General features: G+C 63.1%; 22 protein-coding genes. 13 read left to right on the forward strand and 9 right to left on the reverse strand.

Annotated features, from left to right (window positions below):
* Positions 1 to 11: 11 nt before the first annotated feature.
* The gene (locus ACK2VC_RS04490) at positions 12 to 884 is read right to left on the reverse strand and encodes an S-methyl-5'-thioadenosine phosphorylase (protein WP_486732398.1); all 873 of its coding nucleotides are present in this window, start codon (positions 882 to 884) and stop codon (positions 12 to 14) included.
* 57 nt (positions 885 to 941) lie between these two features.
* Positions 942 to 1,943 carry a serine/threonine protein kinase gene (locus ACK2VC_RS04495; protein ID WP_486732399.1) on the reverse strand — a complete coding sequence of 334 codons (1,002 nt, stop codon included), beginning with the start codon at positions 1,941 to 1,943 and terminating at the stop codon, positions 942 to 944.
* An 82-nt stretch (positions 1,944 to 2,025) separates the two neighbouring features.
* Here ACK2VC_RS04495 and ACK2VC_RS04500 point away from each other — a divergent pair, with 82 nt between their 5' ends.
* Positions 2,026 to 2,733, forward strand: coding sequence for a UPF0149 family protein (locus ACK2VC_RS04500; protein WP_486732401.1), 708 nt, complete (start codon positions 2,026 to 2,028; stop codon positions 2,731 to 2,733).
* A gap of 432 nt (positions 2,734 to 3,165) precedes the next feature.
* Here the strand turns inward: ACK2VC_RS04500 and orn are convergent, their stop codons facing one another.
* Complete coding sequence (gene orn, locus ACK2VC_RS04505) at positions 3,166 to 3,774, reverse strand: oligoribonuclease (protein WP_486732402.1); 609 nt, start codon at positions 3,772 to 3,774, stop codon at positions 3,166 to 3,168.
* A gap of 47 nt (positions 3,775 to 3,821) precedes the next feature.
* Here orn and ACK2VC_RS04510 point away from each other — a divergent pair, with 47 nt between their 5' ends.
* From ACK2VC_RS04510 to ppnP, 7 genes are all read left to right on the forward strand, one after another.
* Positions 3,822 to 5,087, forward strand: a complete 1,266-nt coding sequence (locus ACK2VC_RS04510; protein WP_486732403.1) for a M48 family metallopeptidase — start codon at positions 3,822 to 3,824, stop codon at positions 5,085 to 5,087.
* A 258-nt stretch (positions 5,088 to 5,345) separates the two neighbouring features.
* On the forward strand, positions 5,346 to 5,696 hold the full coding sequence (locus ACK2VC_RS04515) for a 4a-hydroxytetrahydrobiopterin dehydratase (RefSeq protein ID WP_486732404.1): 351 nt from the start codon (positions 5,346 to 5,348) through the stop codon (positions 5,694 to 5,696).
* A gap of 3 nt (positions 5,697 to 5,699) precedes the next feature.
* Entirely contained in the window at positions 5,700 to 6,599 is a 900-nt protein-coding gene (gene rsgA, locus ACK2VC_RS04520; RefSeq protein ID WP_486732405.1) for a ribosome small subunit-dependent GTPase A, read from the forward strand.
* Positions 6,600 to 6,742: 143 nt separating this feature from the next.
* Positions 6,743 to 7,765, forward strand: coding sequence for a lipoyl synthase (gene lipA / locus ACK2VC_RS04525; protein ID WP_486732406.1), 1,023 nt, complete (start codon positions 6,743 to 6,745; stop codon positions 7,763 to 7,765).
* Between the two features lie 423 nt (positions 7,766 to 8,188).
* Positions 8,189 to 9,103: an ornithine carbamoyltransferase gene (gene argF / locus ACK2VC_RS04530; protein ID WP_486732407.1), complete on the forward strand. Its 915-nt coding sequence runs from the start codon at positions 8,189 to 8,191 to the stop codon at positions 9,101 to 9,103.
* A gap of 61 nt (positions 9,104 to 9,164) precedes the next feature.
* Complete coding sequence (argG, locus tag ACK2VC_RS04535; RefSeq protein WP_486732408.1) at positions 9,165 to 10,502, forward strand: argininosuccinate synthase; 1,338 nt, start codon at positions 9,165 to 9,167, stop codon at positions 10,500 to 10,502.
* Entirely contained in the window at positions 10,499 to 10,834 is a 336-nt protein-coding gene (ppnP, locus tag ACK2VC_RS04540; RefSeq protein ID WP_486732409.1) for a pyrimidine/purine nucleoside phosphorylase, read from the forward strand. Before argG ends, ppnP begins: the two co-directional genes overlap by 4 nt.
* Before the next feature lie 108 nt (positions 10,835 to 10,942).
* On the opposite strand, the gene murB is transcribed toward ppnP, so the two are convergent.
* The gene (gene murB, locus ACK2VC_RS04545; RefSeq protein ID WP_486732410.1) at positions 10,943 to 11,974 is read right to left on the reverse strand and encodes a UDP-N-acetylmuramate dehydrogenase; all 1,032 of its coding nucleotides are present in this window, start codon (positions 11,972 to 11,974) and stop codon (positions 10,943 to 10,945) included.
* Between the two features lie 217 nt (positions 11,975 to 12,191).
* On the opposite strand from murB, the gene ACK2VC_RS04550 reads away from it, so the two are divergent.
* From ACK2VC_RS04550 to ACK2VC_RS04560, 3 genes are read left to right on the forward strand one after another with little or no spacing between them, the layout of a single operon-like run.
* The gene (locus ACK2VC_RS04550) at positions 12,192 to 12,677 is read left to right on the forward strand and encodes a YajQ family cyclic di-GMP-binding protein (RefSeq protein ID WP_486732411.1); all 486 of its coding nucleotides are present in this window, start codon (positions 12,192 to 12,194) and stop codon (positions 12,675 to 12,677) included.
* A 17-nt stretch (positions 12,678 to 12,694) separates the two neighbouring features.
* The gene (locus ACK2VC_RS04555; RefSeq protein ID WP_486732412.1) at positions 12,695 to 12,973 is read left to right on the forward strand and encodes a hypothetical protein; all 279 of its coding nucleotides are present in this window, start codon (positions 12,695 to 12,697) and stop codon (positions 12,971 to 12,973) included.
* A gap of 8 nt (positions 12,974 to 12,981) precedes the next feature.
* Complete coding sequence (locus ACK2VC_RS04560; RefSeq protein ID WP_486732413.1) at positions 12,982 to 13,626, forward strand: retropepsin-like aspartic protease family protein; 645 nt, start codon at positions 12,982 to 12,984, stop codon at positions 13,624 to 13,626.
* Positions 13,627 to 13,738: 112 nt separating this feature from the next.
* Here the strand turns inward: ACK2VC_RS04560 and ACK2VC_RS04565 are convergent, their stop codons facing one another.
* Entirely contained in the window at positions 13,739 to 14,254 is a 516-nt protein-coding gene (locus ACK2VC_RS04565; protein WP_486732414.1) for a DUF1269 domain-containing protein, read from the reverse strand.
* 143 nt (positions 14,255 to 14,397) lie between these two features.
* On the reverse strand, positions 14,398 to 15,465 hold the full coding sequence (gene aroG, locus ACK2VC_RS04570; RefSeq protein WP_486732415.1) for a 3-deoxy-7-phosphoheptulonate synthase AroG: 1,068 nt from the start codon (positions 15,463 to 15,465) through the stop codon (positions 14,398 to 14,400).
* A gap of 12 nt (positions 15,466 to 15,477) precedes the next feature.
* On the opposite strand from aroG, the gene ACK2VC_RS04575 reads away from it, so the two are divergent.
* Complete coding sequence (locus tag ACK2VC_RS04575; protein WP_486732416.1) at positions 15,478 to 15,678, forward strand: hypothetical protein; 201 nt, start codon at positions 15,478 to 15,480, stop codon at positions 15,676 to 15,678.
* A 223-nt stretch (positions 15,679 to 15,901) separates the two neighbouring features.
* Positions 15,902 to 19,588 carry a DUF748 domain-containing protein gene (locus ACK2VC_RS04580; protein WP_486732417.1) on the forward strand — a complete coding sequence of 1,229 codons (3,687 nt, stop codon included), beginning with the start codon at positions 15,902 to 15,904 and terminating at the stop codon, positions 19,586 to 19,588.
* Positions 19,589 to 19,617: 29 nt separating this feature from the next.
* Here the strand turns inward: ACK2VC_RS04580 and tldD are convergent, their stop codons facing one another.
* The 3 genes from tldD to ACK2VC_RS04595 form a co-directional block, all read right to left on the reverse strand.
* Positions 19,618 to 21,078 (reverse strand): metalloprotease TldD, encoded by a 1,461-nt coding sequence (tldD, locus tag ACK2VC_RS04585; protein WP_486732418.1) that lies wholly within the window; start codon positions 21,076 to 21,078, stop codon positions 19,618 to 19,620.
* Positions 21,079 to 21,303: 225 nt separating this feature from the next.
* The gene (locus tag ACK2VC_RS04590; protein ID WP_486732419.1) at positions 21,304 to 22,443 is read right to left on the reverse strand and encodes a branched-chain amino acid ABC transporter substrate-binding protein; all 1,140 of its coding nucleotides are present in this window, start codon (positions 22,441 to 22,443) and stop codon (positions 21,304 to 21,306) included.
* A 245-nt stretch (positions 22,444 to 22,688) separates the two neighbouring features.
* Positions 22,689 to 23,483 carry a carbon-nitrogen hydrolase family protein gene (locus ACK2VC_RS04595; protein WP_486732420.1) on the reverse strand — a complete coding sequence of 265 codons (795 nt, stop codon included), beginning with the start codon at positions 23,481 to 23,483 and terminating at the stop codon, positions 22,689 to 22,691.
* Positions 23,484 to 23,486 lie beyond the last annotated feature (3 nt).

Below are 23,486 nucleotides of genomic sequence, written 5' to 3' on the forward strand. Positions count from 1 at the left end.
CGCGAAACGGGTCAGAGATATTTTTCCAGCAGCGGCGCCAGCCGCTCGCGCACGGCGGCCGACATGGCCGACACCGGCGTGACCAGCGCCTGCCGCAGCGCGTGGTGCGCTGCCGATGGCGGCGGTGCCGCTGCCAGGCGTTTGATGCAGGCGCGCAAGACTGTCTGCGCATTTTCCGCATTATGCAGCAGATTGCCGATCGCCATTTCCGCCGTCACGCTGGCGTGATCCGGGTGCCAGCAATCGAAATCGGTCACCAGCGCCAGCGTCGCATAGGCGATCTCGGCTTCGCGCGCGAGCCGCGCTTCCGGCAGGTTGGTCATGCCGACCAGGGCCGCGCCCCAGGAGCGGTACAACTGCGATTCGGCATAGGTGGAAAACGCCGGCCCCTCGACGCAGACATAGGTGCCGCCGCGATGCAGTCTGGTCTGCGGCAGCGCGCAATCGGCAAAGGCGGCCGCCACCACATCCGTGAGCGCGACGCATACCGGCTGCGCGAAACTGATATGCGCGACTGCGCCGCGGCCGAAGAAGCTGCCGTCGCGCCGCATCGTGCGGTCGATGAACTGGTCCGGCAGCACCATGTCGCGCGGCGCCATGTGCTCGACCAGCGAGCCGACCGCGGACACCGACAGCAGGTACTCGACGCCGAGCTTCTTCAGCGCCCAGATATTCGCGCGAAACGGGATCTCGCTCGGCAGCAGCGCATGGCCGCGCCCGTGCCGCGCCAGGAAGGCGACGCGCACGCCGTCCAGTGTCCCCAGCGCGAGCGCATCCGACGGTGCGCCGAACGGCGTGTCCAGCGTGACTTCGCACACATCCTGCAAGCCGTCCATGCGGTACAACCCGCTGCCGCCGATGATGCCGAAGCGGATCTTTTCCATGCCCATGCCCTACCCAAAAAGTGAATCGAAGTTTTCAGTTTGCCCGCAACGCGCGCCTCATGCCGGCCACAGCGGCGGCTCGTCCATCAGCGCGATTTGCTCGCGCAATTCCAGGATCCGGTCCTGCCAGTAACGCTGCGTGTTAAACCACGGAAACGCCGGCGGAAAGGCCGGATCGTCCCAGCGCCGCGCCAGCCAGCCGGAATAATGGATCAGGCGCAAGGTGCGCAGCGCCTCAATCAGGTGCAGTTCGCGCGGATTGAATTCGGAAAAATCTTCGTAGCCGGCCAGCACGTCGGCCAGTTGGCGTGCCATCTCGGCGCGCTCGCCAGACAGCAGCATCCACAAATCCTGGATCGCTGGCCCCATGCGGCTGTCGTCGAAATCGACGAAATGCGGCCCGGCATCGGTCCACAGCACGTTGCCGGCGTGGCAGTCGCCGTGCAGGCGCAGCCGCGCCACCGTGCCGGCGCGCTCGAAGCAGCGGCGCACGCCGTCCAGCGCCTGCGTGGTCACCGCGCGCCAGGCTTCGGCCAGGTCGTCCGGGATGAAGCCGCGCTCCCACAGATACGCCAGCGGCTCCTCGCCGAAGCTGGCGATGTCCAGCGCCGGCCGCTCCTGATACGACGCCAGCGCGCCGACCGCGTGGATGCGACCGAGGAAACGCCCGATCCACTGTAGCGTGGCGGGATCTTCCAGCTCCGGCGCGCGCCCGCCATGCTTGGCAAACACCGCAAAGCGGTAGCCGCCGAATTGGTGCAGCGTGTTGCCATCGGCCAAGCGCAGCGCCGGCACCACCGGAATTTCGCGCTCATATAGCTCCGCCACCAGCGCATGCTCTTCCAGGATCGCCGCATCCGACCAGCGCAGCGGCCGATAGAACTTGGCCACCAGCGGCGGCCCCTGATCCATGCCGACCTGATATACGCGGTTTTCGTAGCTGTTCAGTGCCAGCAGGCGGCCGTCGCCGTGCAGACCGACGCTGTCGAGCGCATCCAGCACCAGATCGGGCGAGAGTGCGACATAGGAAGTGTGAAGCGATGTGGTCATGCCTGCCATTGTACGGGGCGCGGCCGGCGCCAGTGCGGCGATCGCGGGTACACTAGCGCCCTGCCCACTGAACCCCGCCCGGATTTTCTCCATGCACCTCGACTCCCCCCTGTCCGACAAGGAATTCGACGAACTCGACCAATTTTTGCTTTCCGAACGTTGCGCCGAAGACGGCATGACGATGGATACGCTGCACGGCTACCTGACCGCGCTGGCGATCGGTCCCGAGGAAGTGCCGCTGGCCGAATGGCTGCCGCACGTCTGGGGGCCGTCGCAGCAGATGCCGGCCTTCAAATCTGACAAGGAAATCAAGCGTATCACCGGCCTGATCGCGCGCTTCATGAATGAAATCGCGATGACGCTGGAAGTGGCGCCGAAGGAATTCGAGCCGCTGTTTTGCGAATATGAAGTCGAAGGCAAGCCGCTGCTCGACGCCGAAGCCTGGGCCTGGGGATTCTGGGAAGGCGTCAACCTGCGCGCCGAAGCCTGGGCGCCGATCTGGGGTTCGAAGCTGGCGGATATGGTGCGCCCGATCTACCTGCTGGGCGCCGAGGAAATCGAGGAAGAGGAAGCAGCGCTGATCGCCGACCCGATGCAGCGCCACAAGTTGGCGATCGAAATCGAATACGCGATTCCGCACATCTACAACTACTGGCTGCCGCAACGGAAATCGGCCGTCAGCACGGTCGAACGCAGCGAACCCAAAACCGGCCGCAACGACCCCTGCCCTTGCGGCAGCGGCAAGAAATACAAGAAGTGCTGCGGGGCGAATGATGCGGAGGGGAAGGCAGGCGACTGACGCACGGCGCGCCGTTGCCGTCGAATTTGCCTTTGACGTTGCCGTTGCCGTTGCCGTTGCCGTTGCCGTTAAATCCGCTTGGGATGCTGCCGTTTGTGCGCGGCAGAAAATGGATCAGAAACGAAACATGTCTGAGCACAGCGAGTTGGTTTCGTTTCCCATTTTTTGCTGCGCGCAAACGGGAACCCGAAGGGCAGCGTCTTGCGGTCGCTTTTCTTTGCTTACTTTCTTTGGCGAGACAAAGAAAGTAAGTGGCTGCCGGGCCACCCCCGGCTAGTCACCATGAAATGGAAACGTCTCTCTAAGCGACAAACGCCACTGGGTTCCAGCCTGCGCGGGAACGACAAATAGTGGGGTATGCAGAAATTTCACAATATCAACGTCCGACATCAGGCCAACTATGCTGGAGTATGTAACAACCATGAGCCCAACTCACGCCTTGATGAAATGCTCCCGGTAATACCGCAACTCCTCGATCGACTCCACGATATCCGCCAGCGCCGTATGCCTCTGATGTTTCTTGAACCCGCTCGCCAGCTCCGGCTTCCAGCGCCGCGCCAGCTCCTTCAAGGTCGACACATCCAGATTGCGGTAATGGAAAAACGCCTCCAGCTTCGGCATCCCGCGCGCCATGAAGCGGCGGTCCTGGCAAATCGAATTGCCGCACATCGGCGATTTACCGCTCGGCACGAAATGCTTGAGAAAATCGATCAGCGCGGTTTCCGCTTCCGCCTCGGTCACGGTCGAAGCCCTGACCCGGTCGGTCAATCCCGAGCGGCCGTGGGTGCCGGTATTCCAGGCGTCCATGCCGGCCAGCACCGCGTCCGACTGGTGGATCGCGAACACCGGGCCTTCGGCCAGGATGTTCAGTTCCGGGTCGGTCACCACCACCGCGATTTCGATGATGCGGTCGGCGTCAGGATCGAGGCCGGTCATTTCCATGTCGACCCAGACCAGGTTGAATTCATTCGGGCGGTGCGCGACTGCGGCCGTCGGGGCTGGCGCCGGCGGCGACTCGGGCCCATCTGCTGCGTGTGACATAATTGTTTCCTTCGTCTGGCAAACCGCCATTTTCTCACAGGGAAAGAATGTCTTCACTCGCGTTTTCGGTCTTGTTCGTCGTGTTCTTGGTGCTCACGCTGGTGCTGCGTTTCTGGCTCGGTTCGCGCCATATCCGGTATGTGCTGGCGCATCGCGGCGCGGTGCCGGCCGAGTTCGCCGAAAAAATCCCGCTCGCCGCGCACCAGAAAGCCGCCGACTACACGGTCGCCAAGACCAAGCTCGACCTGCTGATGCTGCTGGTCGGCAGCGCGGCGCTGATCGGCTTCACGCTGCTCGGCGGCCTGCAATGGCTGTCGGTCAAGCTGTTCGGCCTGGTGGGCGCCGGCATGACCTATCAGCTCGGCCTGATCGTGGCGTTCGCGCTGATTTCCGGCGCCATCGACCTGCCGTTCACGCTGTACCGCCAGTTCGTGCTGGAGCAGCGTTTCGGTTTCAACAAGATGACGTTCAAGCTGTTCGTCAGCGACCTGATCAAGGGCTTGCTGCTGGGCGCCGCGATCGGCCTGCCGCTGTTGTGGGTGGTGCTGACGCTGATGGAAAAAAGCGGCGACCTCTGGTGGCTGTATGCATGGCTGGTATGGAGCGGCTTTCAGCTCTTGATGCTGGTGCTGTATCCGAGCGTGATCGCGCCGCTGTTCAACAAGTTCACGCCGCTCGAAGACGATGCGCTGCGCGCACGCATCGACAGCCTGATGCGGCGCGTCGGCTTCGCCTCCAAGGGCCTGTACGTGATGGACGGCTCGAAGCGCAGCGCGCACGGCAACGCCTATTTTTCCGGCTTCGGCGCGGCCAAGCGCATCGTCTTCTTCGATACCTTGCTGGCGCGCCTGCAGCCGCAGGAAATCGAGGCGGTGCTGGCGCACGAACTGGGCCACTTCAAGCTGAAGCACATCGTCAAGCGCATTGTGCTGATGTTCGCGCTGTCGCTGGGTTTCCTGGCCCTGCTCGGCTACCTGAAGACGCAGGTCTGGTTTTACACCGGGCTGGGGGTCGATCCGCTGCTGTTGACTTCCAACGACGCGCTGGCGCTGATCCTGTTCGTGCTGGTGCTGCCGGTGTTTACCTTCCTGTTCTCGCCGCTGTCGTCGATCACCTCGCGCAAGCACGAATTCGAAGCCGACGCCTTCGCCGCCCGCCATGCCAATGCGCAGGACCTGGTGGCGGCGCTGGTCAAGCTGTACGAGGACAATGCCTCGACCCTGACGCCGGACCCGCTGCACTCGGCCTTCTACGACTCGCATCCGCCGGCCACGGTGCGCATCGGCCGGCTCAACCAACTCCACGCCGTCTAGCCCGGATATTTCATGAGACGCTCGCTTCAGATGGCCACAATCGTTGCCGTACGCATCTTCCCATTGCGAAGCGCCCCGCTCCGTTTTGGACTGGGGCGCTCGCTATTGCGGCCCTCGCTTGATCTCGCCGCGCCCGGCTTGGCGCTCATTCGGGACGGTGCGACGGCACCGTCCCTCATTCCGCGCCGGCGCCGGATCGCGCCGATCTCGGCGCGATCATCCGCAATCCTCATAAAATATCCGGGCTAAGGTGACATCATGATCCGCAACGCCGAACTTTTGCAAAAGACATCCCGCCATACCGAAACCGCGCTGACCGAGGCGCAGATCGACGAATACCTGGCCGCGCTCCCGGATTGGGCGCTGGCCGACGGCAAGCTGACGAAAACCTATTCCTTCAAGAACTATTATGAAACGCTCGCCTTCGTCAACGCGCTGGCTTATATGGTGCACGCCGAAGACCACCATCCCGAGCTGGTGGTGACCTACAACCGCTGCTGTGTCCGCTTCGACACGCACAGCGTCAATCACGGCAGCGGCGGTCTTTCGGAAAACGACTTCATCTGCGCCGCCAAGGTCGACGCCATCGCGCGCCGTTCCTTCGCCTGACGCATGGCGCGCCCCTCCGAGGACACCGGCACCGTCATCGCCGCCCACGGCCGCCATTACCTGGTGCAGGCGGCCGGCATCAAGCTGCATTGCGTCACACGCGGCAAGAAAAGCGATGTCGCGGTCGGCGACGTGGTGCACTTCAAGCTGACTTCGCCGGATCAGGGCGTGATCGAATCGGTGGCCGAGCGCAAGACGCTGCTGTACCGCTCCGATCAGTACAAGTCCAAGCTGCTGGCCGCCAACGTGACGCAACTGTTCGTGGTGGTGGCCACCGAGCCGGGCTTTTCCGACGACCTGATCTCGCGCGCGCTGGTGGCGGCGGAAGCGGCCGGAGTGGAAGCGCACATCGTGCTGAACAAGACCGATATCGCCGACGCCTTGCCAAAAACCCGGCAGCGGCTGGCGACCTACACCGCGCTCGGTTATCCGCTGCATGAAGTCTCGGCACGCGCCGCGCCGGACGCCGCGCGCGCGCTGCTGGAGCCGCTGCTGGCCGGCCATTCCACGATCCTGATCGGCCAGTCTGGCATGGGCAAATCGTCGCTGATCAACCTGCTGGTGCCGGACGCCGACATCGCGGTGCGCGAGATTTCGGCCGCACTGGATACCGGCAAGCACACCACGACCTTTACCCGGCTGTATGCGCTGGACGGCACGGCCAGCGTCATCGATTCGCCCGGCTTCCAGGAGTTCGGCCTGTACCAGTTGAGCGAAGGCATGCTGGAGCGCGCCTTCCGGGAGTTCGAGCCGCATCTCGGGCATTGCCGGTTCTACAACTGCCGCCACCTGAACGAACCGGGTTGCGCGGTGCTGGAGGCGGTCAAGGCGCAGAAAATCACGCCCTTTCGCCATGCGCTGTATGCGCAACTCCTGCATGAATCGGCGCAGACCCTGTACTAAGTTGAAACAAACACCGGTCCGGGATGCACGAATTTCATGTCGACCGCGACCGCCAGGCGCCTGCTCGCGATAAAATTTGCCTGATAGCCGGCGCCGGGATTGCCCTGGAGCCGGCTCCGCACTTCAATAGAAAAGGTAGATTCATGTCCAGTCAGGAACCGGCAGCTTTGCCCGATTCAGCAGCGGCGGCAACAACCGCCAAGCGCGTCCCCAGCGGCAGCAAGTACGTTACCCCGGACGGCACGCGCGCGGTCAAGGACGGCATCCGTCCGAATGCCAACACCGAAATCCCCAACGCCGACAAGAAGCCGGACTGGCTGCGCGTGCGCGCCCCGGCCGGCGAGCAGTACCAGGAAGTGCGCGACATCGTCAACAGCCACAAGCTGCACACCGTGTGCGCCGAATCGAAATGCCCGAACATCGCCGAGTGCTGGGGACGCGGCACCGCGACCCTGATGCTGATGGGCGAAGTCTGCACCCGCGCCTGCAAGTTTTGCGCAGTGTCCACCGGCAATCCGCACGGCTGGCTGGACCCGCTGGAACCGGCCAACGTGGCCAAGGCCGTGGAACTGATGAAGCTGCGCTACGTGGTGCTAACCTCGGTCGACCGCGACGACCTGGCCGACGGCGGCGCCGGCCATTACGCCGCCTGCATCCGGGCGATTCACGCGCGCACGCCGGAGACGGCGGTGGAAGCGCTGACGCCCGACTTCGCCGGCAAGCACGACAGCGTGGCGGCGGTGCTGGATGCCGGCCTGGTCACCTATGCGCAAAACATGGAAACCGTGGAACGGCTGACGCACCAGGTGCGCGACCCGCGCGCCGGTTACGGGCAGACGCTGGACGTGCTGGCATTCGCCAAGCGGCACGCGCCGGCCACGCGCACCAAGACCAGCCTGATGCTGGGCCTGGGCGAAACCGACGCCGAAATCGAACGCACCCTGGACGACCTGCGCGCAGCACAAGTCGACATCGTCACCCTAGGCCAGTACCTGCGCCCGACCGTGCATCACCTGCCGGTGGAGCGCTACGTCACGCCGGAAGCCTTCCGCGAATACCGCGCGCTGGCGCTCTCCAAGGGCTTTATCGAGGTGGTGGCCGGGCCGATGGTGCGCTCCAGCTATCGCGCCGAACGCGTGCTGGACCTGAACAACGCCGGGCTGTGAGGGGGCGCGAAAGGAGTCCGTGATAACGCATACTCCGATATAGACATGTCATTATCGGACATAAATAAACGGCTTTTGATACATACTCCGCATATTTACGCCTTTCATGGTTAGCTGTAAAAACACGCCCGCATCACACGCGATGCGGAGTGAAACCAGGGTCAGAGTTTTTTTTCGCGGCGCCTTTTCGCGAAAATTACTCTGACCCTGGTTGCGCGGACTTTGGGCAAGGGCGTCAAGGCACGTCAGAGCCTGGGGTTACGCTACGCGCGGGAAAATTGCCGTCTACCTAGCCTTGCCACGCGGCGATTGCTTTGTCACCATGGCAACCCGCCGCGGCTGGTGTTCTGACCCGAATCCCTTATAATCAAGCCGTTACGCAAACTTCGGCGGCAGGCGCCACACCGGCCGCCGTTTTCAATTATGGCAATCAAACATTACCTGCAGTTCTCCGACTTCACGCTGGCCGAGTACGAGTATGTGATCGAGCGCTCGCGCGTTATCAAGCGCAAGTTCAAGAACTACGAGCCGCATCATCCGCTGGTCGATCGCACGCTGGTGATGGTGTTCGAGAAAAATTCGACCCGCACCCGGCTGTCGTTCGAAGCCGGCATGCACCAGCTGGGCGGCGCCGCGATCTACCTCAACACGCGCGACAGCCAGCTCGGCCGCGGCGAGCCGGTGGAAGACGCGGCCCAGGTGATGTCGCGCATGTGCGACATCATCATGATCCGCACCTTCGGCCAGGACATCATCGAGCGCTTCGCCGCCAATTCGCGCGTGCCGGTGATCAACGGCCTGACCAACGAACATCATCCGTGCCAGGTGCTGGCCGATGTCTTCACCTTCATCGAGCAGCGCGGGACCATCGCCGGCAAGACCGTGGCCTGGATCGGCGACGCCAACAACATGCTGTACTCGTGGCTGCAGGCGGCCGAGGTGTTCGGCTTCCACGTCAACGTCTCGACGCCGAAGGGTTACGAAATCGACATGGCGCTGGTCACGCCGGGCAATACGCACTACACGCTGTTCGCGCAGCCGGCCGAGGCCTGCGCCGGCGCCCACCTGGTGACCACCGACGTCTGGACCAGCATGGGCTACGAGGAAGAAAACGCCGCCCGCGTCAAGGCCTTCGACGGCTGGATCGTCGATGCCGCCAAGATGGCCCGCGCCGAACCGGATGCCTTGTTCATGCACTGCCTGCCGGCGCACCGCGGCGAGGAAGTCGCGGCCGAAGTGATCGACGGCCCGCAATCGGTGGTCTGGGACGAGGCGGAAAACCGGCTGCACGTGCAAAAGGCCTTGCTCGAATACCTGGTGCTGGGCAGGCTCGCTTGATTGCGAGCGGCTTGCCGTCGCCTTACCCCCATTCCCATTTCAAGAACGCAAAGCAGAAACCATGTCGACCATCCTCCAGTCCGTTCCCGTCAACCAAAAAGTGGGCATCGCCTTTTCCGGCGGCCTCGACACCAGCGCCGCGCTGCACTGGATGCGCCAGAAGGGCGCGATTCCGTACGCCTACACCGCCAACCTGGGCCAGCCGGATGAATCCGATTACAACGAAATCCCGAAAAAGGCCAAGCTGTATGGCGCCGAACAGGCGCGCCTGATCGATTGCCGCGAACAACTGGTGGCCGAAGGCATCGCCGCCCTGCAAAGCGGCGCCTTCCACATCTCGACCGCCGGCGTCACCTACTTCAACACCACGCCGCTGGGCCGCGCCGTGACCGGCACCATGCTGGTGGCGGCGATGGCCGAAGACCAGGTCAACATCTGGGGCGACGGTTCCACCTTCAAGGGCAACGACATCGAGCGTTTCTACCGCTACGGCTTGCTGGTGAACCCGGCGCTGAAGATCTACAAGCCCTGGCTCGACGACACCTTCATCCAGGAACTCGGCGGCCGCAAGGAAATGTCGGAGTTCCTGATCGCCTCCGGCTTCGACTACAAGATGTCGGTGGAAAAAGCCTATTCGACCGACTCCAACATGCTGGGCGCGACGCACGAGGCGAAGGATCTGGAACACCTGAACAGCGGCATGCAGATCGTCGAGCCGATCATGGGCGTCGCCTTCTGGCGCGACGAGATCGAGGTCAAGCGCGAGCAAGTCAGCGTGCGTTTCGAGGAAGGACATCCGGTCGCGCTAAATGGCATCGTCTATTCGAACCCGGTCGAGCTGCTGCTGGAAGCGAACCGCATCGGCGGCCGCCACGGCCTCGGCATGAGCGACCAGATCGAAAACCGCATCATCGAAGCCAAGAGCCGCGGCATCTATGAAGCCCCCGGGCTGGCGCTGTTGTTCATCGCCTACGAGCGGCTGGTGACCGGCATCCACAACGAAGACACGATCGAGCAATACCGCGAAAACGGCCGCAAGCTCGGCCGCCTCCTGTACCAGGGCCGCTGGTTCGACCCGCAGGCGATCATGCTGCGCGAAGCCGCGCAGCGCTGGGTGGCGCGCGCCATCACCGGCGAAGTCACGCTGGAACTGCGGCGCGGCAACGATTACTCGATCCTGAACACCGAATCGGCCAACCTGACCTACCAACCGGAACGCCTGACGATGGAAAAAGGCGAAGGCGCCTTCACGCCGCAAGACCGCATCGGACAACTGACCATGCGCAACCTGGACATCGCCGACACGCGCGACAAGCTCGGCATCTACGGCAAGGCCGGCCTCTTGACCGCCAACCCGTCGGTCGCGCTGCCGCGCCTGGGCAAGGACGGCGAGGCATGAGCGCCATCCGCGACGCCATCGGCAGCCAATTCGACCACGTTTCGGTAGTCAAGAAAGCCAACGTCTATTTCGACGGCAAGTGCATCTCGCACAGCGTGGTGCTGCCGGACGGCAGCAAGAAGACTCTGGGCGTGATCCTGCCGTCGAAGCTGCACTTCACCACGCGCGAAGCGGAAGTAATGGAAGTCACGTCCGGCAAATGCCGCGTCTTGCTGAAGGGCGAGCAGGAATGGAAAGAAGTGGCGGCCGGCCAGCGCTTCGCAATCCCGGCCGATTCCTGGTTCGATATCGAAGTCAGCGAAACGGTCGATTACGTCTGCCATTACGGTTAAGCGCTGCGGAATTTACATACTCCATGAACCGGCATCTTATGCCGGACATGTTACGCCGTTTTTTGACACATACTCCGGTTTTTCTTGGAGTGGTTCGCTGGCGCCACGCTATGGAATGAACACCGGCTCCGGCTCCAGTTGCACGCCGAAGCGCTCGCGCACGTCGGCGGCAATCGCCGCCGCCAGCCGCGCCACCTCGGCCCCGGTGGCGCCGCCGCGATTGACCAGCACCAGCGCCTGCTTCTCATACACACCGGCCCGCCCCAGATCCCGGCCCTTCCAGCCGCACTGCTCGATCAGCCAGCCGGCCGCCAGCTTGACCACGCCATCCGCATGCGGATAGCTGACCAGTTGTGGATGGCGGGCCAGCAATGCGTCGCGCTGCGCCGCCGGCACCAGCGGATTCTTGAAGAAGCTGCCGGCGTTGCCGATTCTCTCGGGGTCCGGCAGCTTGCGGCGGCGCACCGCGACTACCGCATCGCTGATGTCCTGCGCGTTCGGCGTGGCGATACCGGATGCCGCCAGTTGTTGCTGCACATCGGCATAGGCGGTGACCGGCTGCCAGCGCCTGGGCAACGCATAGGTGACGTCCAGGATCACCGCCCGCTCGCGCCAGCGATGCTTGAATACGCTGTCCCGATAGCCGAAGGCGCAGGCCGCCTTGTCCAGCGTGAAGAGTTCGCCGCGCTCGAAATCGAAGGCGGTCAGCCGATGGAAGCAGCGGCTCTGCTCGATGCCGTAGGCGCCGATATTCTGGATCGGCGCGGCGCCGACGCTGCCCGGAATCAGCGCCAGGTTTTCCAGTCCGGGCAAACCCTGTTGCAAGGTCCATTGCACCAAGCCATGCCAGTTTTCGCCGGCCGCCGCCCGCACGTAGGTGGCGTCGGCATCCTGGTCGACGATCTCGATACCGGCGTTGCTCATGTGCAGCACCAAGCCGTCGAAATCCCCGGTCAGCAGCAGATTGCTGCCCCCGCCCAATACCAGCCGCGGCTGGCGCGACCAGTACGCATCATCCTGCAACTGCGCCAGCACGGACGCCGTATCGACGCGCAGGTAGGCACGGGCGCGCGCATCGAGGCCAAAACTGTTATGGCGGCGCAGCGAAAAATCGGCTTGCAGCGGCAGGGGAAAACTCATGGCGGTGCGATTGGAATAGGGTTCGAGCGCGGGAAAGCCGCATGCGGCCTGCCATCGACCGGCAGCGCGATAGCCACCCGGTTTTTTGTCCGCTAGAATGCTTGCTTGACTTGCATCGGGAAAAACAACGGCAAACACGGAGTTTAATCGTTATGGGCTGCCGTCGCCAGCGCGTTGCCTCCCGATCATCCACCGCTTTAGTAAAAGGAAATGCATTATGCCGTCGTTCGATGTCGTCTCGGAAGCCAATATTGTCGAAGTCAGGAATGCCGTCGACCAGGCCAACAAGGAAGTCTCCACCCGCTTCGATTTCAAGGGCAGCGATGCCCGCGTTGAACAGAAGGAGCGCGAGTTGACCGCGTTTGCCGATTCCGAATTCCAGCTCGGCCAGGTGCGCGACGTGCTGACCGCAAAAATGACCAAGCGTGGCGTCGACGTGCGCTTTCTCGATCTCGGCAAGATCGAGAAAATCGGCGGCGACAAGGTCAAGCAGGTGATCAAGGTCAAGAACGGCATCGAATCCGACGCCGCCAAGAAGATCGTGCGCGCCATCAAGGACAGCAAGATGAAGCTGCAGGCCAGCATCCAGGGCGAGGCGGTGCGCGTGACCGGCGCCAAGCGCGACGACCTGCAGGCGGCGATGGCGCTGCTGCGCAAGGAAATCGCCGACCTGCCACTCGAATTCAACAACTTCCGCGACTAGCAGCGGCGATCCGGTCCATGCCACGCTACCGCTTCCCCGGCACGCTGGCGGCTTCGGCAAGACCGGTAGCGCCCGCGAGTCCGGCGGCGCCTTGTACGTGCACGCTGGAAACGCAGTTTCCGCGTATCCTGGATGCGATCCAGGCACTGTGGGGCTATCCCGAATTGAACACCTACTTCAACAAGCTGATCATCGACGAGCGGGGCGACCGCGAAGGTTTTCCGGCCGAGGTCTGGGATGAAATCTTCCTGTTGATGCACATCCACCAGCAGATCGTACCGACAGCGCCACGCTGACCCACATCATGCCCCGCACTCCGCTTCCACCGACACTGCTGTTGGCCGCCACACTCCTGACCGGCAGCGCCCAGGCAGCCGAAGTCGGCGTGGTCGGCCTGTTTCCCGGCAAGGCCGTGCTGGTGATCGACGGCGGCGCGCCCAAAACCTATGCGGTCGGTGCCAGCGTGGCGCCCGGCGTCATCTTGACAGCGGTTGATCAGGAAGGCGTCACGCTGGACGCCGGCGGCAAGCGGCAAAGCGTGGCGCTCGGGGCGCACATGAACCGCGCCCCGGCCGGCGGCGGCGCCAGCGTCACGCTGCAAGCCGACGGCCGCGGCCATTTCATGGTGCAGGGGCAGATCAATGGCGGCGCGATTCGCATGCTGGTCGATACCGGCGCCACGCTGATTGCGTTGCCGGCGCAGGACGCGCTACGGCTCGGCATCGACTACAAGAAAGGCACGCGCGGCATGGTGAATACCGCCAACGGCCTGGCGCCGGTGTATCGGACCCGGCTCGACAGCGTCAAGGTCGGCGATATCGTCTTGAACCAGGTCGATGCCGTGGTCCAGGAAAATGGCCTGCCGTATGCCCTGCTTGGCATGTCGTTCCTGAATCGCACCGAAATGCGTCGCGACGGCGAGCAAATGACGCTGACCAAGCGCTTCTGATACGGATTCCCAATCAAAGCGATAACTGTGTTGCTTCGCCTTGCCGTGCTGCAGCACTGTCTGCGGCTTCGCGCCTTGTTCTCACTTTGATTGCAAATCCGTAGAGCCGCCGCTACGGAAACACCGGCGTGTGCGGATCTTGCCCGCCGAAGCGTACTTCCGGATGGCGGCGCGCAAACAACTCCTCGACCGCACCGACCCTGGCATACGGAATGTCCAGAATCAGCAGCACCTGGCCGCGCTCGATCCCCTCCTGAAACGCCTTCAGACGCGAATTCGGAATCGCCGCGGCCACCATGCCGGCCACCCAGGCACCGAACAGCGCGCCGCCCAGCGCCGCCACCAGAATCGCTTCGGTGCGCAATACAATACCTTGCGGCTGAAACACGATCAGCAGGATACCGACCACCAGGCCGACCGCGGCGCCGATCACCGCGCCAGTTTCCAGTCCATGCACAAGATCGGTTTTCTGCCAGAAATTGGCGGCCGGCATGTCCGCCGGCAACACGTCATCGCGAGCCCAGAAACGCATATCCTGTTCGTGTATGCGGGCCAGCAGCAACTCGTCCAGCATGGCGCGCGCACTGGCGACATCCGGCAGCATGAAATACAGTTTGCGATGGTACATGGCGGCCTCCTGACTACGTTGTTGAGCCTGATTTTCAGTATAGGAAGGCAGCCGGAATACGGAAGGCCAACACGTTACGCTGGCGATATTTTTCGCAATAAAAAACCGCCCTGCGGGCGGTTTTTTTCTGCCGGAAACCAGCGTCAAGCTGCCATGCTTTTCGCCTGGCGCCTCTGCCGCACGGCAGCAGCCAAGTCTTGCAGCAGGCTGACGCTCTCGTCCCAGCTGATACAGCCGTCGGTCACCGATTGGCCATAGGTCAGGGCCTTGCCGGGCACCAAGTCTTGCCGGCCCGCCACCAGGTTCGATTCGACCATGACGCCGACAATCCGCTCGTCGCCGCCGGCGATCTGGGCGCCGATGTCGGCGCACACCGGGACCTGGTTTTCCGGCTTCTTCGAGCTGTTGGCATGCGAGGCATCGATCATTAAGCGCGGTGCCAGGCCGCTGGCGGCGATGTTCTTGCAGGCCGCATCGACGCTGGCGGCATCGTAGTTGGGCGCCTTGCCGCCGCGCAAAATGACGTGGCAGTCGTCATTGCCGTTAGTGGAGACGATCGCCGAGTAGCCACCCTTGGTGACCGACAGAAAACAATGCGGCTGCGACGCCGCCTTGATCGCATCGACCGCAATCTTGATGTCGCCACTGGTGCCATTCTTGAAACCGACCGGGCACGACAGGCCGGACGCCAGTTCGCGGTGCACCTGGGATTCGGTGGTGCGAGCGCCGATCGCGCCCCAACTCACCAAGTCGGCGATGTACTGCGGGCTGATGACGTCGAGAAATTCGGTGCCGGCCGGCAAACCGAGTGCGTTGATGTTCACCAGCAATTCGCGCGCCATTCGCAGGCCGTCATTGATGCGGAAACTGTTGTCCATGTATGGGTCATTGATCAAACCCTTCCAGCCCACCGTGGTGCGCGGTTTTTCGAAATACACGCGCATCACGATTTCCAGCTCGCCCTTGAATTTCTCACGCTCCGCCGCCAGGCGCCGCGCATACTCCATCGCCGCCTGCGTATCGTGGATCGAGCACGGTCCGATCACTACCATCACGCGGTCGTCCTGGCCGTGCAGGATGCGGTGCAGCGCGACGCGCGATGCCGCCACGGTTTGCGCCGCCTTCCCGTTACACGGAAATTCGCGAATCAGATGCGACGGTGGAATCAGTTCTTTCATTTCTCGGATACGCAGGTCATCAGTACGCGGCATTTTTTTCTCCATTTGAAATTTGAAACTGGAAACAAAAAAACCGCCATCACTGGCGGTTTTTTCGGGAATTCTGGTTTAGCTTCTTCTCGCGAACGCTTACCTCTTCTCCACCGCCTTTGGGCTGGGATAGCTAAAGTAAAAGTAAAAGAAGAAGCGGGCGACGGACATGTTTTTTGTGGCTTGGGGTCGAAAACTGAATCAATGGTGCAGTAAATCAAGGCGTTTGGCAAGCCTCATGTGACCATAAAGGCGAAAATCGGCAAAATAAATACCGACCAGGAATCAATTTCAGACAGCCCGGCCGGTTAAATCAGCAACATCCAATACAATGACAAACAGGAAAACCGGCAATTCCAGGGCGATTTGAGGCGGTTTTTCCGGTTCCCGGCATGGCCCGGCCATCCCGGCTACCCAGCCCGACTGGAACGGATACTCGATGCGCGCACCCACCATTCATCTCGGCCCGGCGACTCGCCAGCGTTTGCTGCTGGCGGCAAAAATCGGGATTGCGGCAATTGCCATTTTCGCGTTGCTCGGATTTTTCGCGGCGCCGGCCATCGTCAAAACCTACGTTGCCAACAAGCTCGGCGAGGAAATCGGCCGCAAGCTCGAATTCGGCGACGTGCAGGTCAATCCGTTCGCGCTCTCGGCCACGCTGCGCAACATCAGCCTGTACGAAGCGGACCGGCAGGACAAGATGCTGACGGTTGGCGAAATCTACCTGAACGCCTCGGCCGCCAGCCTGCTGCGGCTGGCGCCGGTGGTCGCCGAAATCCGCATCGAGCAGCCGCTCATACACATTGTGCGCAGCGGCGAAAACCGCTTCAATTTTTCCGATATCGTCGACAAGCTGCTGGCGCAGCCGGCCAGCCCGAGCAGTCCGCATTTTTCCCTGCACAACATCCACCTGCGCGACGGCCGCATCGACTACGACGACCAGTGGCGGCAGTCGCGCCACAGCCTGTCCGAGATCGACCTGGCGCTGCCGTTCCTTTCCAACCTGAAGCGCGGCGTCGATATCTTCACCAAACCGGCCTTCAGCGCCAAGCTCGACGGCAGCCCGTTCACCATCAGCGGCCAGACGCGGCCGTTTGCCGCCACCCATGACACCACGCTGCAAATCGACCTCGACGGCCTGTCGCTGCCCGAATACATGGCACTGGCGCCGGTGCCGCTGAATTTCAAGCTGGCATCCGGTCTGCTCGACACTCGCCTGAACCTCGATTTCCATCAAACAGGAGAGACCGGCAGCATGGTGGTCAGCGGCCATGCCGCCTTACGCCAAGTGCAGGTACAGGAAAAATCGGGCGCGCCGCTGCTGCAGTGGGAGCGCCTGGCGCTGGATCTGGAACGGGTGGAACCCTTCAACCAGCTGGTGCGCCTGGCTTCACTCAAACTGGAAGCGCCGGTGCTGCACGCCAGCCGCCGCCAGGACGGCTCGCTCAATCTGCTGCAAGCCTTCTCCCTGCCGCCGACCGCGAGCGGCACAGCACCGGCCCCCAAGCCGCTGTTGCTGGCATTGACGCAGGCTGAAATTACCGGTGCTCAAGTGCAGTGGCGCGATGCCGCGGCCGGCCCGACCACGGCGGCGCTGAACATCAAGAAGCTGGACGCCAAGCTGACCGACTTCAGCAGCGACGGCAGCAAGCCGGCCCATCTGCAGGCGACGCTGGAAACCGACGCCGCCGAAACGCTGCGCTACGACGCCACCCTGGCTGCCGACGGCAAGTCGCTGCAAGGCCAAGCGCAGATCGCGGCGCTGCGGCCGCAACGGCTGCGGCCCTACTTCGCCACAGCGTTTAGCGGCGACCTCGGTGGCACCTTGCTGGACGCCACGCTACCGCATCGGCTGGCGTGGCCGGCCAGCGGCCTCGAGCTGACGCTGCAGCAAGCCAGCGCCCACCTGCGCAATCTGCAGGTGACGCTACCGCAGGAAAAATCCCCATCCATCGCTGCCCGCGAGGTCGCACTTACCGGCTTGCAGCTCGACCTCGGCAAGCAAAGCGTCAGCGCCGACCAACTGGCGATCGTCGACGCCAGGCTGGCCGCCAACCGCAATCGACAAGGCGAGATCGATCTGCTGACCCTGTCCGCCGCCCGCACCGATCAGGCCGCGCGCGGTTCCAGGCCAACTGCGCACCAGCCGCCAGCCAAGCCCGCGCGCGGCTGGCAGGCGACGCTGAAACACCTGAAACTCGAGCAATCCGAGCTGCGCTTTTCCGACGCGCTGGTGGCGCCGCAAAACAACGGCAAGCCAGCGCTGCAGCAACTCGGCAAGCTGGATCTGGCGCTCGACAATATCGTGCTGCAGCCCGGGGCAGCTGCCAGCGCCCATGCGGCGCCGATTCCACTCTCGCTAAAAGCCACCTACAACCAGCGCGGCAATCTGAGCGCGCAAGGTACGCTCAGCCTGCAACCGCTCGGCGCGAACCTGCAGATCGACGGCCAGCGCCTCGACATCACCGGGTTCCAGCCGTATTTCGCCGATCGCAGCAACGCCACCTTCACCAGCGGCGCCCTGAATGCGCGCGGCAAACTGATGCTGCAGTTGCCGGAACAGGCGCCGCAGGCACTGAAAGCCAGCTACACCGGCGCGCTCAGCCTGACCGGAGTGCGCACCCGCGACCGCCTCAGCGGCGACGACTTCGTGCGCTGGAAGTCGCTCGCGATCGGCAATGTCGACGCCCAGTACAACACCCGGAAAAATCCGCTGCAACTGTCGTTTGGCGACGTCGCCCTCTCAGATTTCTACGCGCGCATCATCGTCAGCCCGAGCGGCCGTCTGAACCTGCAGGACATCGTCGCCAATCCGGAAGCGGGACAGGCGGCGCCGACCATCAGCCTGACCCAGGCCGCACCGAAGCCGGCCGCCGCCGCTGCACCCGCTGCTGCACCTGCGGCGGCGACGGCCAAGGGCCCGGAACCGCTGATCCGGGTCGGCCAGATCACGCTGCAGGGCGGCAACATCAATTTCTCCGACAATTTCATCAAGCCGAATTACAGCGCCAACCTGACCGACATGAGCGGCGCGATTTCCAAGGTTGCCAGCGACGAGCAGACGCCGGCCGATGTCGCACTGAAGGGCAAGCTGGACGGCGACGCACCGGTCGAGATCAACGGCAAGCTGAATCCACTCGGGCGCCAGTTGTTCCTCGATCTGGCGGCCAGCGCGCGCGGTGTCGAGTTGACGCGCCTGACGCCGTATGCCGCCAAGTACGCCGGCTATCCGATCACCAAGGGCAAACTGTCGGTGGACGTCAAATACCATGTTGAAAACGGCAAGCTGGAGGCGCAAAACAAGCTGTTCCTCGAGCAACTGACGTTCGGCGATAAGGTCGACAGCCCGGATGCGACCAAGCTGCCGGTGCTGCTGGCGGTAGCGCTGTTGCGCAACAGCCGCGGCGAGATCGATCTCAACCTGCCGGTGTCCGGCTCGCTGTCCGACCCCGAATTCAGTGTCGGCGGCGTCATCCTGCGCGCCCTGGTCAACCTGCTGACCAAGGCCGTCACTGCGCCCTTCTCGCTGCTGGCCTCCGCCTTTAGCGGCGGTGGCGGCGACGAATTGAGTTATGTCGAGTTTGCGCCCGGCAGCGCCAGCCTCAGCGCCGACACCACCAAAAAACTCGATACGCTGGCCAAGGCGCTCAACGACCGCTCCGGCCTGAAGCTGGAAATCACCGGCCGCATCGATCCCGACACCGACCGCGAGGGCGCCCGCCGCGCCTACGTCGAACGCAAGCTGCGGCTGCAGAAACTCGAGGACTTGCGGGATCAGGGTTCGGCGGTGCAACTGCGGGACGTGACAGTCCTGCCGGGCGAACGCGCGAAATACCTGGAGCGCGCCTACAAGGCGGAAAAATTTCCGAAGCCGCGCAACGTCATCGGGCTGACCAAATCGCTGCCGCCGGAAGAGATGGAAAAGCTGATGCTGGCCAACGCACCGGCAGGCGACGCCGAGTTGCAGGCGCTGGCCGACCGGCGCGCGCTGACGGTCAAGCGCTACCTGGAGCAGGAGGGAAAGGTGGCCAACGAACGGATGTTCCTGGTCGCGCCGAAACTAAGCGCAGCCGGGATCAAGGATGGCGGCAAGCCGAACCGGGTCGACTTTGCGATCCAGCATTGACACCCCGCGCCAAACCGGGCGTGCCTCGATCAGGCGGTACCGCCGACCGTGACGCCGTCGACGCGCAGGGTCGGCTGACCAACTCCAACCGGCACGCTCTGCCCTTCCTTGCCGCAGACGCCGACGCCGGAATCGAGCCGCATGTCGTTGCCGATCATCGATACCCGGTTCAGCACGTCCGGGCCATTGCCGATCAGGGTCGCGCCCTTGACCGGATAAGTCACCTTGCCGTCCTCGATCATGTAGGCCTCGCTCGCGGAGAACACGAACTTGCCGTTGGTGATGTCGACCTGGCCACCGCCGAAATTGACCGCGTACAGGCCGTTCTTGACCGAGGCGATGATTTCCGCCGGATCGCGCTCGCCGCCCAGCATGTAGGTGTTGGTCATGCGCGGCAGCGGCAGGTGCGCGAACGATTCGCGGCGCGCGTTGCCGGTCACCGACAGCTTCATCAGGCGCGCATTCAAGGTGTCCTGGATATAGCCTTTCAGGATGCCGTCCTCGATCAGGGTGGTGCACTGGGTCGGCGTGCCTTCGTCGTCGATGTTGAGCGATCCGCGCCGGTTGGCGAGGGTGCCGTCGTCGACCACGGTGACCCCCTTGGCCGCCACGCGCTGGCCGATGCGACCGGTAAAGGCGCTCGAACCCTTGCGGTTGAAATCGCCTTCCAGGCCGTGTCCGATCGCTTCATGCAGCAGCACGCCCGGCCAGCCTGGGCCTAATACCACGGTCATCGGCCCGGCCGGCGCCGGCCGCGCCTCCAGGTTCACCAGCGCCGCCGCCACCGCTTCCGAAGCGTACTGCTCCAACAGCGCCTCGCTGAAATAATCGTAGCTGTAGCGGCCGCCGCCGCCGGACGAGCCCATCTCGCGCCGGCCATCCTGCTCGGCGATCACGGTCACCGATACCCGCACCAGCGGCCGGATGTCGGCCGCGATCACGCCGTCGCTGCGCGCCACCAGCACCACGTCGTATTCGCCTGCCAGGCCCGCCATCACCTGCACCACGCGCGGGTCCTTGGCGCGCGCGATGCGCTCGATCCGCTCCAGCAACTTGACCTTTTGCGTGGCGTCGAGCGAGCCGATCGGATCGTTCGGCAGGTACAGGTCGCGGCCGCCGACCGGCTGCATGGCCGAGGCAATCTTGATCTTGCCGCTGCCCTGGCGGGCGATGGTGCGCGTTGCCGCCGCCGCTTCTGCCAGAGCCCGCTCGGAAATCTCATCGGAATAGGAAAACGCGGTCTTGTCGCCGGACACCGCGCGCACGCCGACGCCCTGGTCAATCGAAAAACTGCCGGTCTTGACGATCCCTTCCTCCAGGCTCCAGCCTTCGTTCTTGGTGAACTGGAAATACAGGTCGGCGTAATCGACCTTGTGCGCGAACATCGCGCCCAGTGTCTTCAGCAAGGCGGATTCGTCGAGGCCAAACGGCGTCAGCAGAATGTCGCGCGCCACGGCCAGCGTGCCCAGGTTCGGTTCAAATGGTTTCATGTCGTCCTGATGAATGGATCAATGGAGCGATTGTAGAACATCCGCCTGCTCCTGGTTCGGCTCTGGCCCTACTCTGCCCGGGCGTAGATACTCCCATAATGAAAGGCCAATTCCGCAAGATTTCATTAATGAATTTTCATATACCCAAGGCAATCTTGTCGAGGCATAAAAAAACCAGCCTTGCGGCTGGTTAAGACCCTCGGAGAAGCTTGTTATGCGATGCGCTTAATAGCTGGTGATCGGGCTCGGCGCGCCGTCCTTGAAATCGAACACGGTTACCGGCGAGCTCTTCATGTCGTGGTTCTTGTCGTATTCGTACACGCCGGCGACGCCGTTGTACTTGATCTTCGCCAATACCGGTTCATATTTCTTGGGGTCGACCGACTTCGCCTTTTGCATGGCATCGGCGACCATCATCATGCCGTCATAGAACGAGACCGCATAGGTCAGCGGCTTGCTGCCATACAGCTTCTCGTAGTTGGCGGCGAAGGTCTTGCCGGCGGTTTGCGTTTCCAGCATCGAACCACCCTGGGTGCAGAACACGCGGTTGTCCATCGCATCGCCGGTCAGCTTGCCCATCTCGGCATTGCAGATGGTGTCGCCGCCCAGCAGGTAGGCGTTCACGCCCAGTTGCTTCATCTGGCGCTTCATCGCCGCCGCCTGAGCGAAATAGCCGCCGTAGAAGATCGCGTCCGGATTCTTGGCCTTGATCGAAGTCAGGATCGAGTTGAAATCGGTCGCCTTGTCGTTGGTGTATTCGCGCGCGGCGATGGTCACGCCGGCGGTCTTGGCGGCCTTGACGAATTCATCCACCACGCCCTGGCCGTAGGCGGTGCGGTCGTCGATCACGGCGACCTTCTTCAGCTTCAGTTCCTTGGCTGCGTACAGCGCCATCTTGCCGCCCAACTGGCTGTCATTGGCGCCGATCCGGTACACGTACTGGTAGCCTTGCAAGGTGATTTTCGGATTGGAGCCGACCGTCGCCATCACGATGCCGGCGTCGTTATAGACTTTCGAGGCCGGGATTGCGACGCCCGAGTTGTAGGGCCCGATCACCGCCTTGACGCCGGCGTCGACCAGTTTCTGCGCCGCTTGCACGCCCGATTTCGGATCGGCCTGGTCGTCTTCCACCAGCAGTTCGAACTTGACCTTCTTGCCGCCGACCGACACGCCCTTGGCGTTCAATTCGTCGACTGCCATCTTGACGCCGTTCGCATTGTCCTTGCCGGCCGGCGCCTGAGGGCCGGTCATCGGGCTGGTAAAGCCGATTTTCACGACCTGTTCGTCCGCCGCGAAGCACAGCACCGGCACTGCGGCCAGCGCAACACCATAGCGAACCCATCCTCGTAATGCGTATTTTTTCATGGCAACTCCGTTGTAGTTTGGTCTCTTGGAACTTTTCCTGACAGCATTCGCCTGTTCTCGATGCAGCCAGGCTGAACATGACTTGTCCGCTCCGTAACCGGACATGCGGTTGATTATAGAGAAAGCCCCTACATATTAATTCTTTAATTTTTGCCGCCAACGACACTTAATTCTTTTGAAATTCTGTTTTTCTGAATTAAATCTCCCGTCGCTTCGGCGATTCGGCGGCGCGCCGTTGGCCGGGGCTAGAAGCGCCGATGACGCAGCGCCGGCAAGCTCTCGCGCACCCGCTGCAGGCGGGCCGGATCCAGTTCGCCCAGCACCACCGCCTGCCCTTCGTCGCATTGCACGACGATCTCGCCCCACGGATCGATCAGCATGCTGTGGCCCCAGGTGCGGCGGCCGTTCGGATGCAGGCCGCCCTGCGCGGCGGCCAGCAGGTAGCACTGGTTTTCGATTGCGCGTGCCCGCAACAGCAGCTCCCAATGCGCCTGCCCGGTGGTATGGGTAAATGCCGCCGGCACCACCATCAGCGCGCAGTCGCCCAGCGCCCGGTACAGTTCGGGGAAACGCAGGTCGTAGCAGACCGACAGCCCGACCCGGCCGCAGGGCGCTTCGAACGTCACCGCCTCGGTGCCGGATTCGATGGTGCGCGCCTCGTCGTAAAATTCTTCGCCGCGCGCAAAGCTGAACAGGTGCACCTTGTCATAGCGCGCCACCTGGCGGCCGGCCGGGTCGTAGACCAGCGTCGCATTGCGCACCTTGCCGTCCGTAGATCCCGCCAGCGGCAGCGTGCCGCCGATCAGCCAGAAGCCGTGGCGGCGCGCGGCCTCGGCCATGAATGTCTGGATCGGTCCGGCTCCCGGCTGCTCGGCGTGGCCCAGCTTGTCGCTCTCCTGCAGGCCCATCAACGGCCAGTACTCGGGCAGCAAGACCAGTTGTGCGCCGGCTTGCGCGGCTTCGGCCATCAGTGCACCGGCGGCGGCGAAGTTCTGCTCCGGCAGCGGCGTCGACACCATCTGGATTGCGGCAACTTTCATCGT

This window comes from Herbaspirillum sp. WTB6 (genome assembly GCF_057457785.1).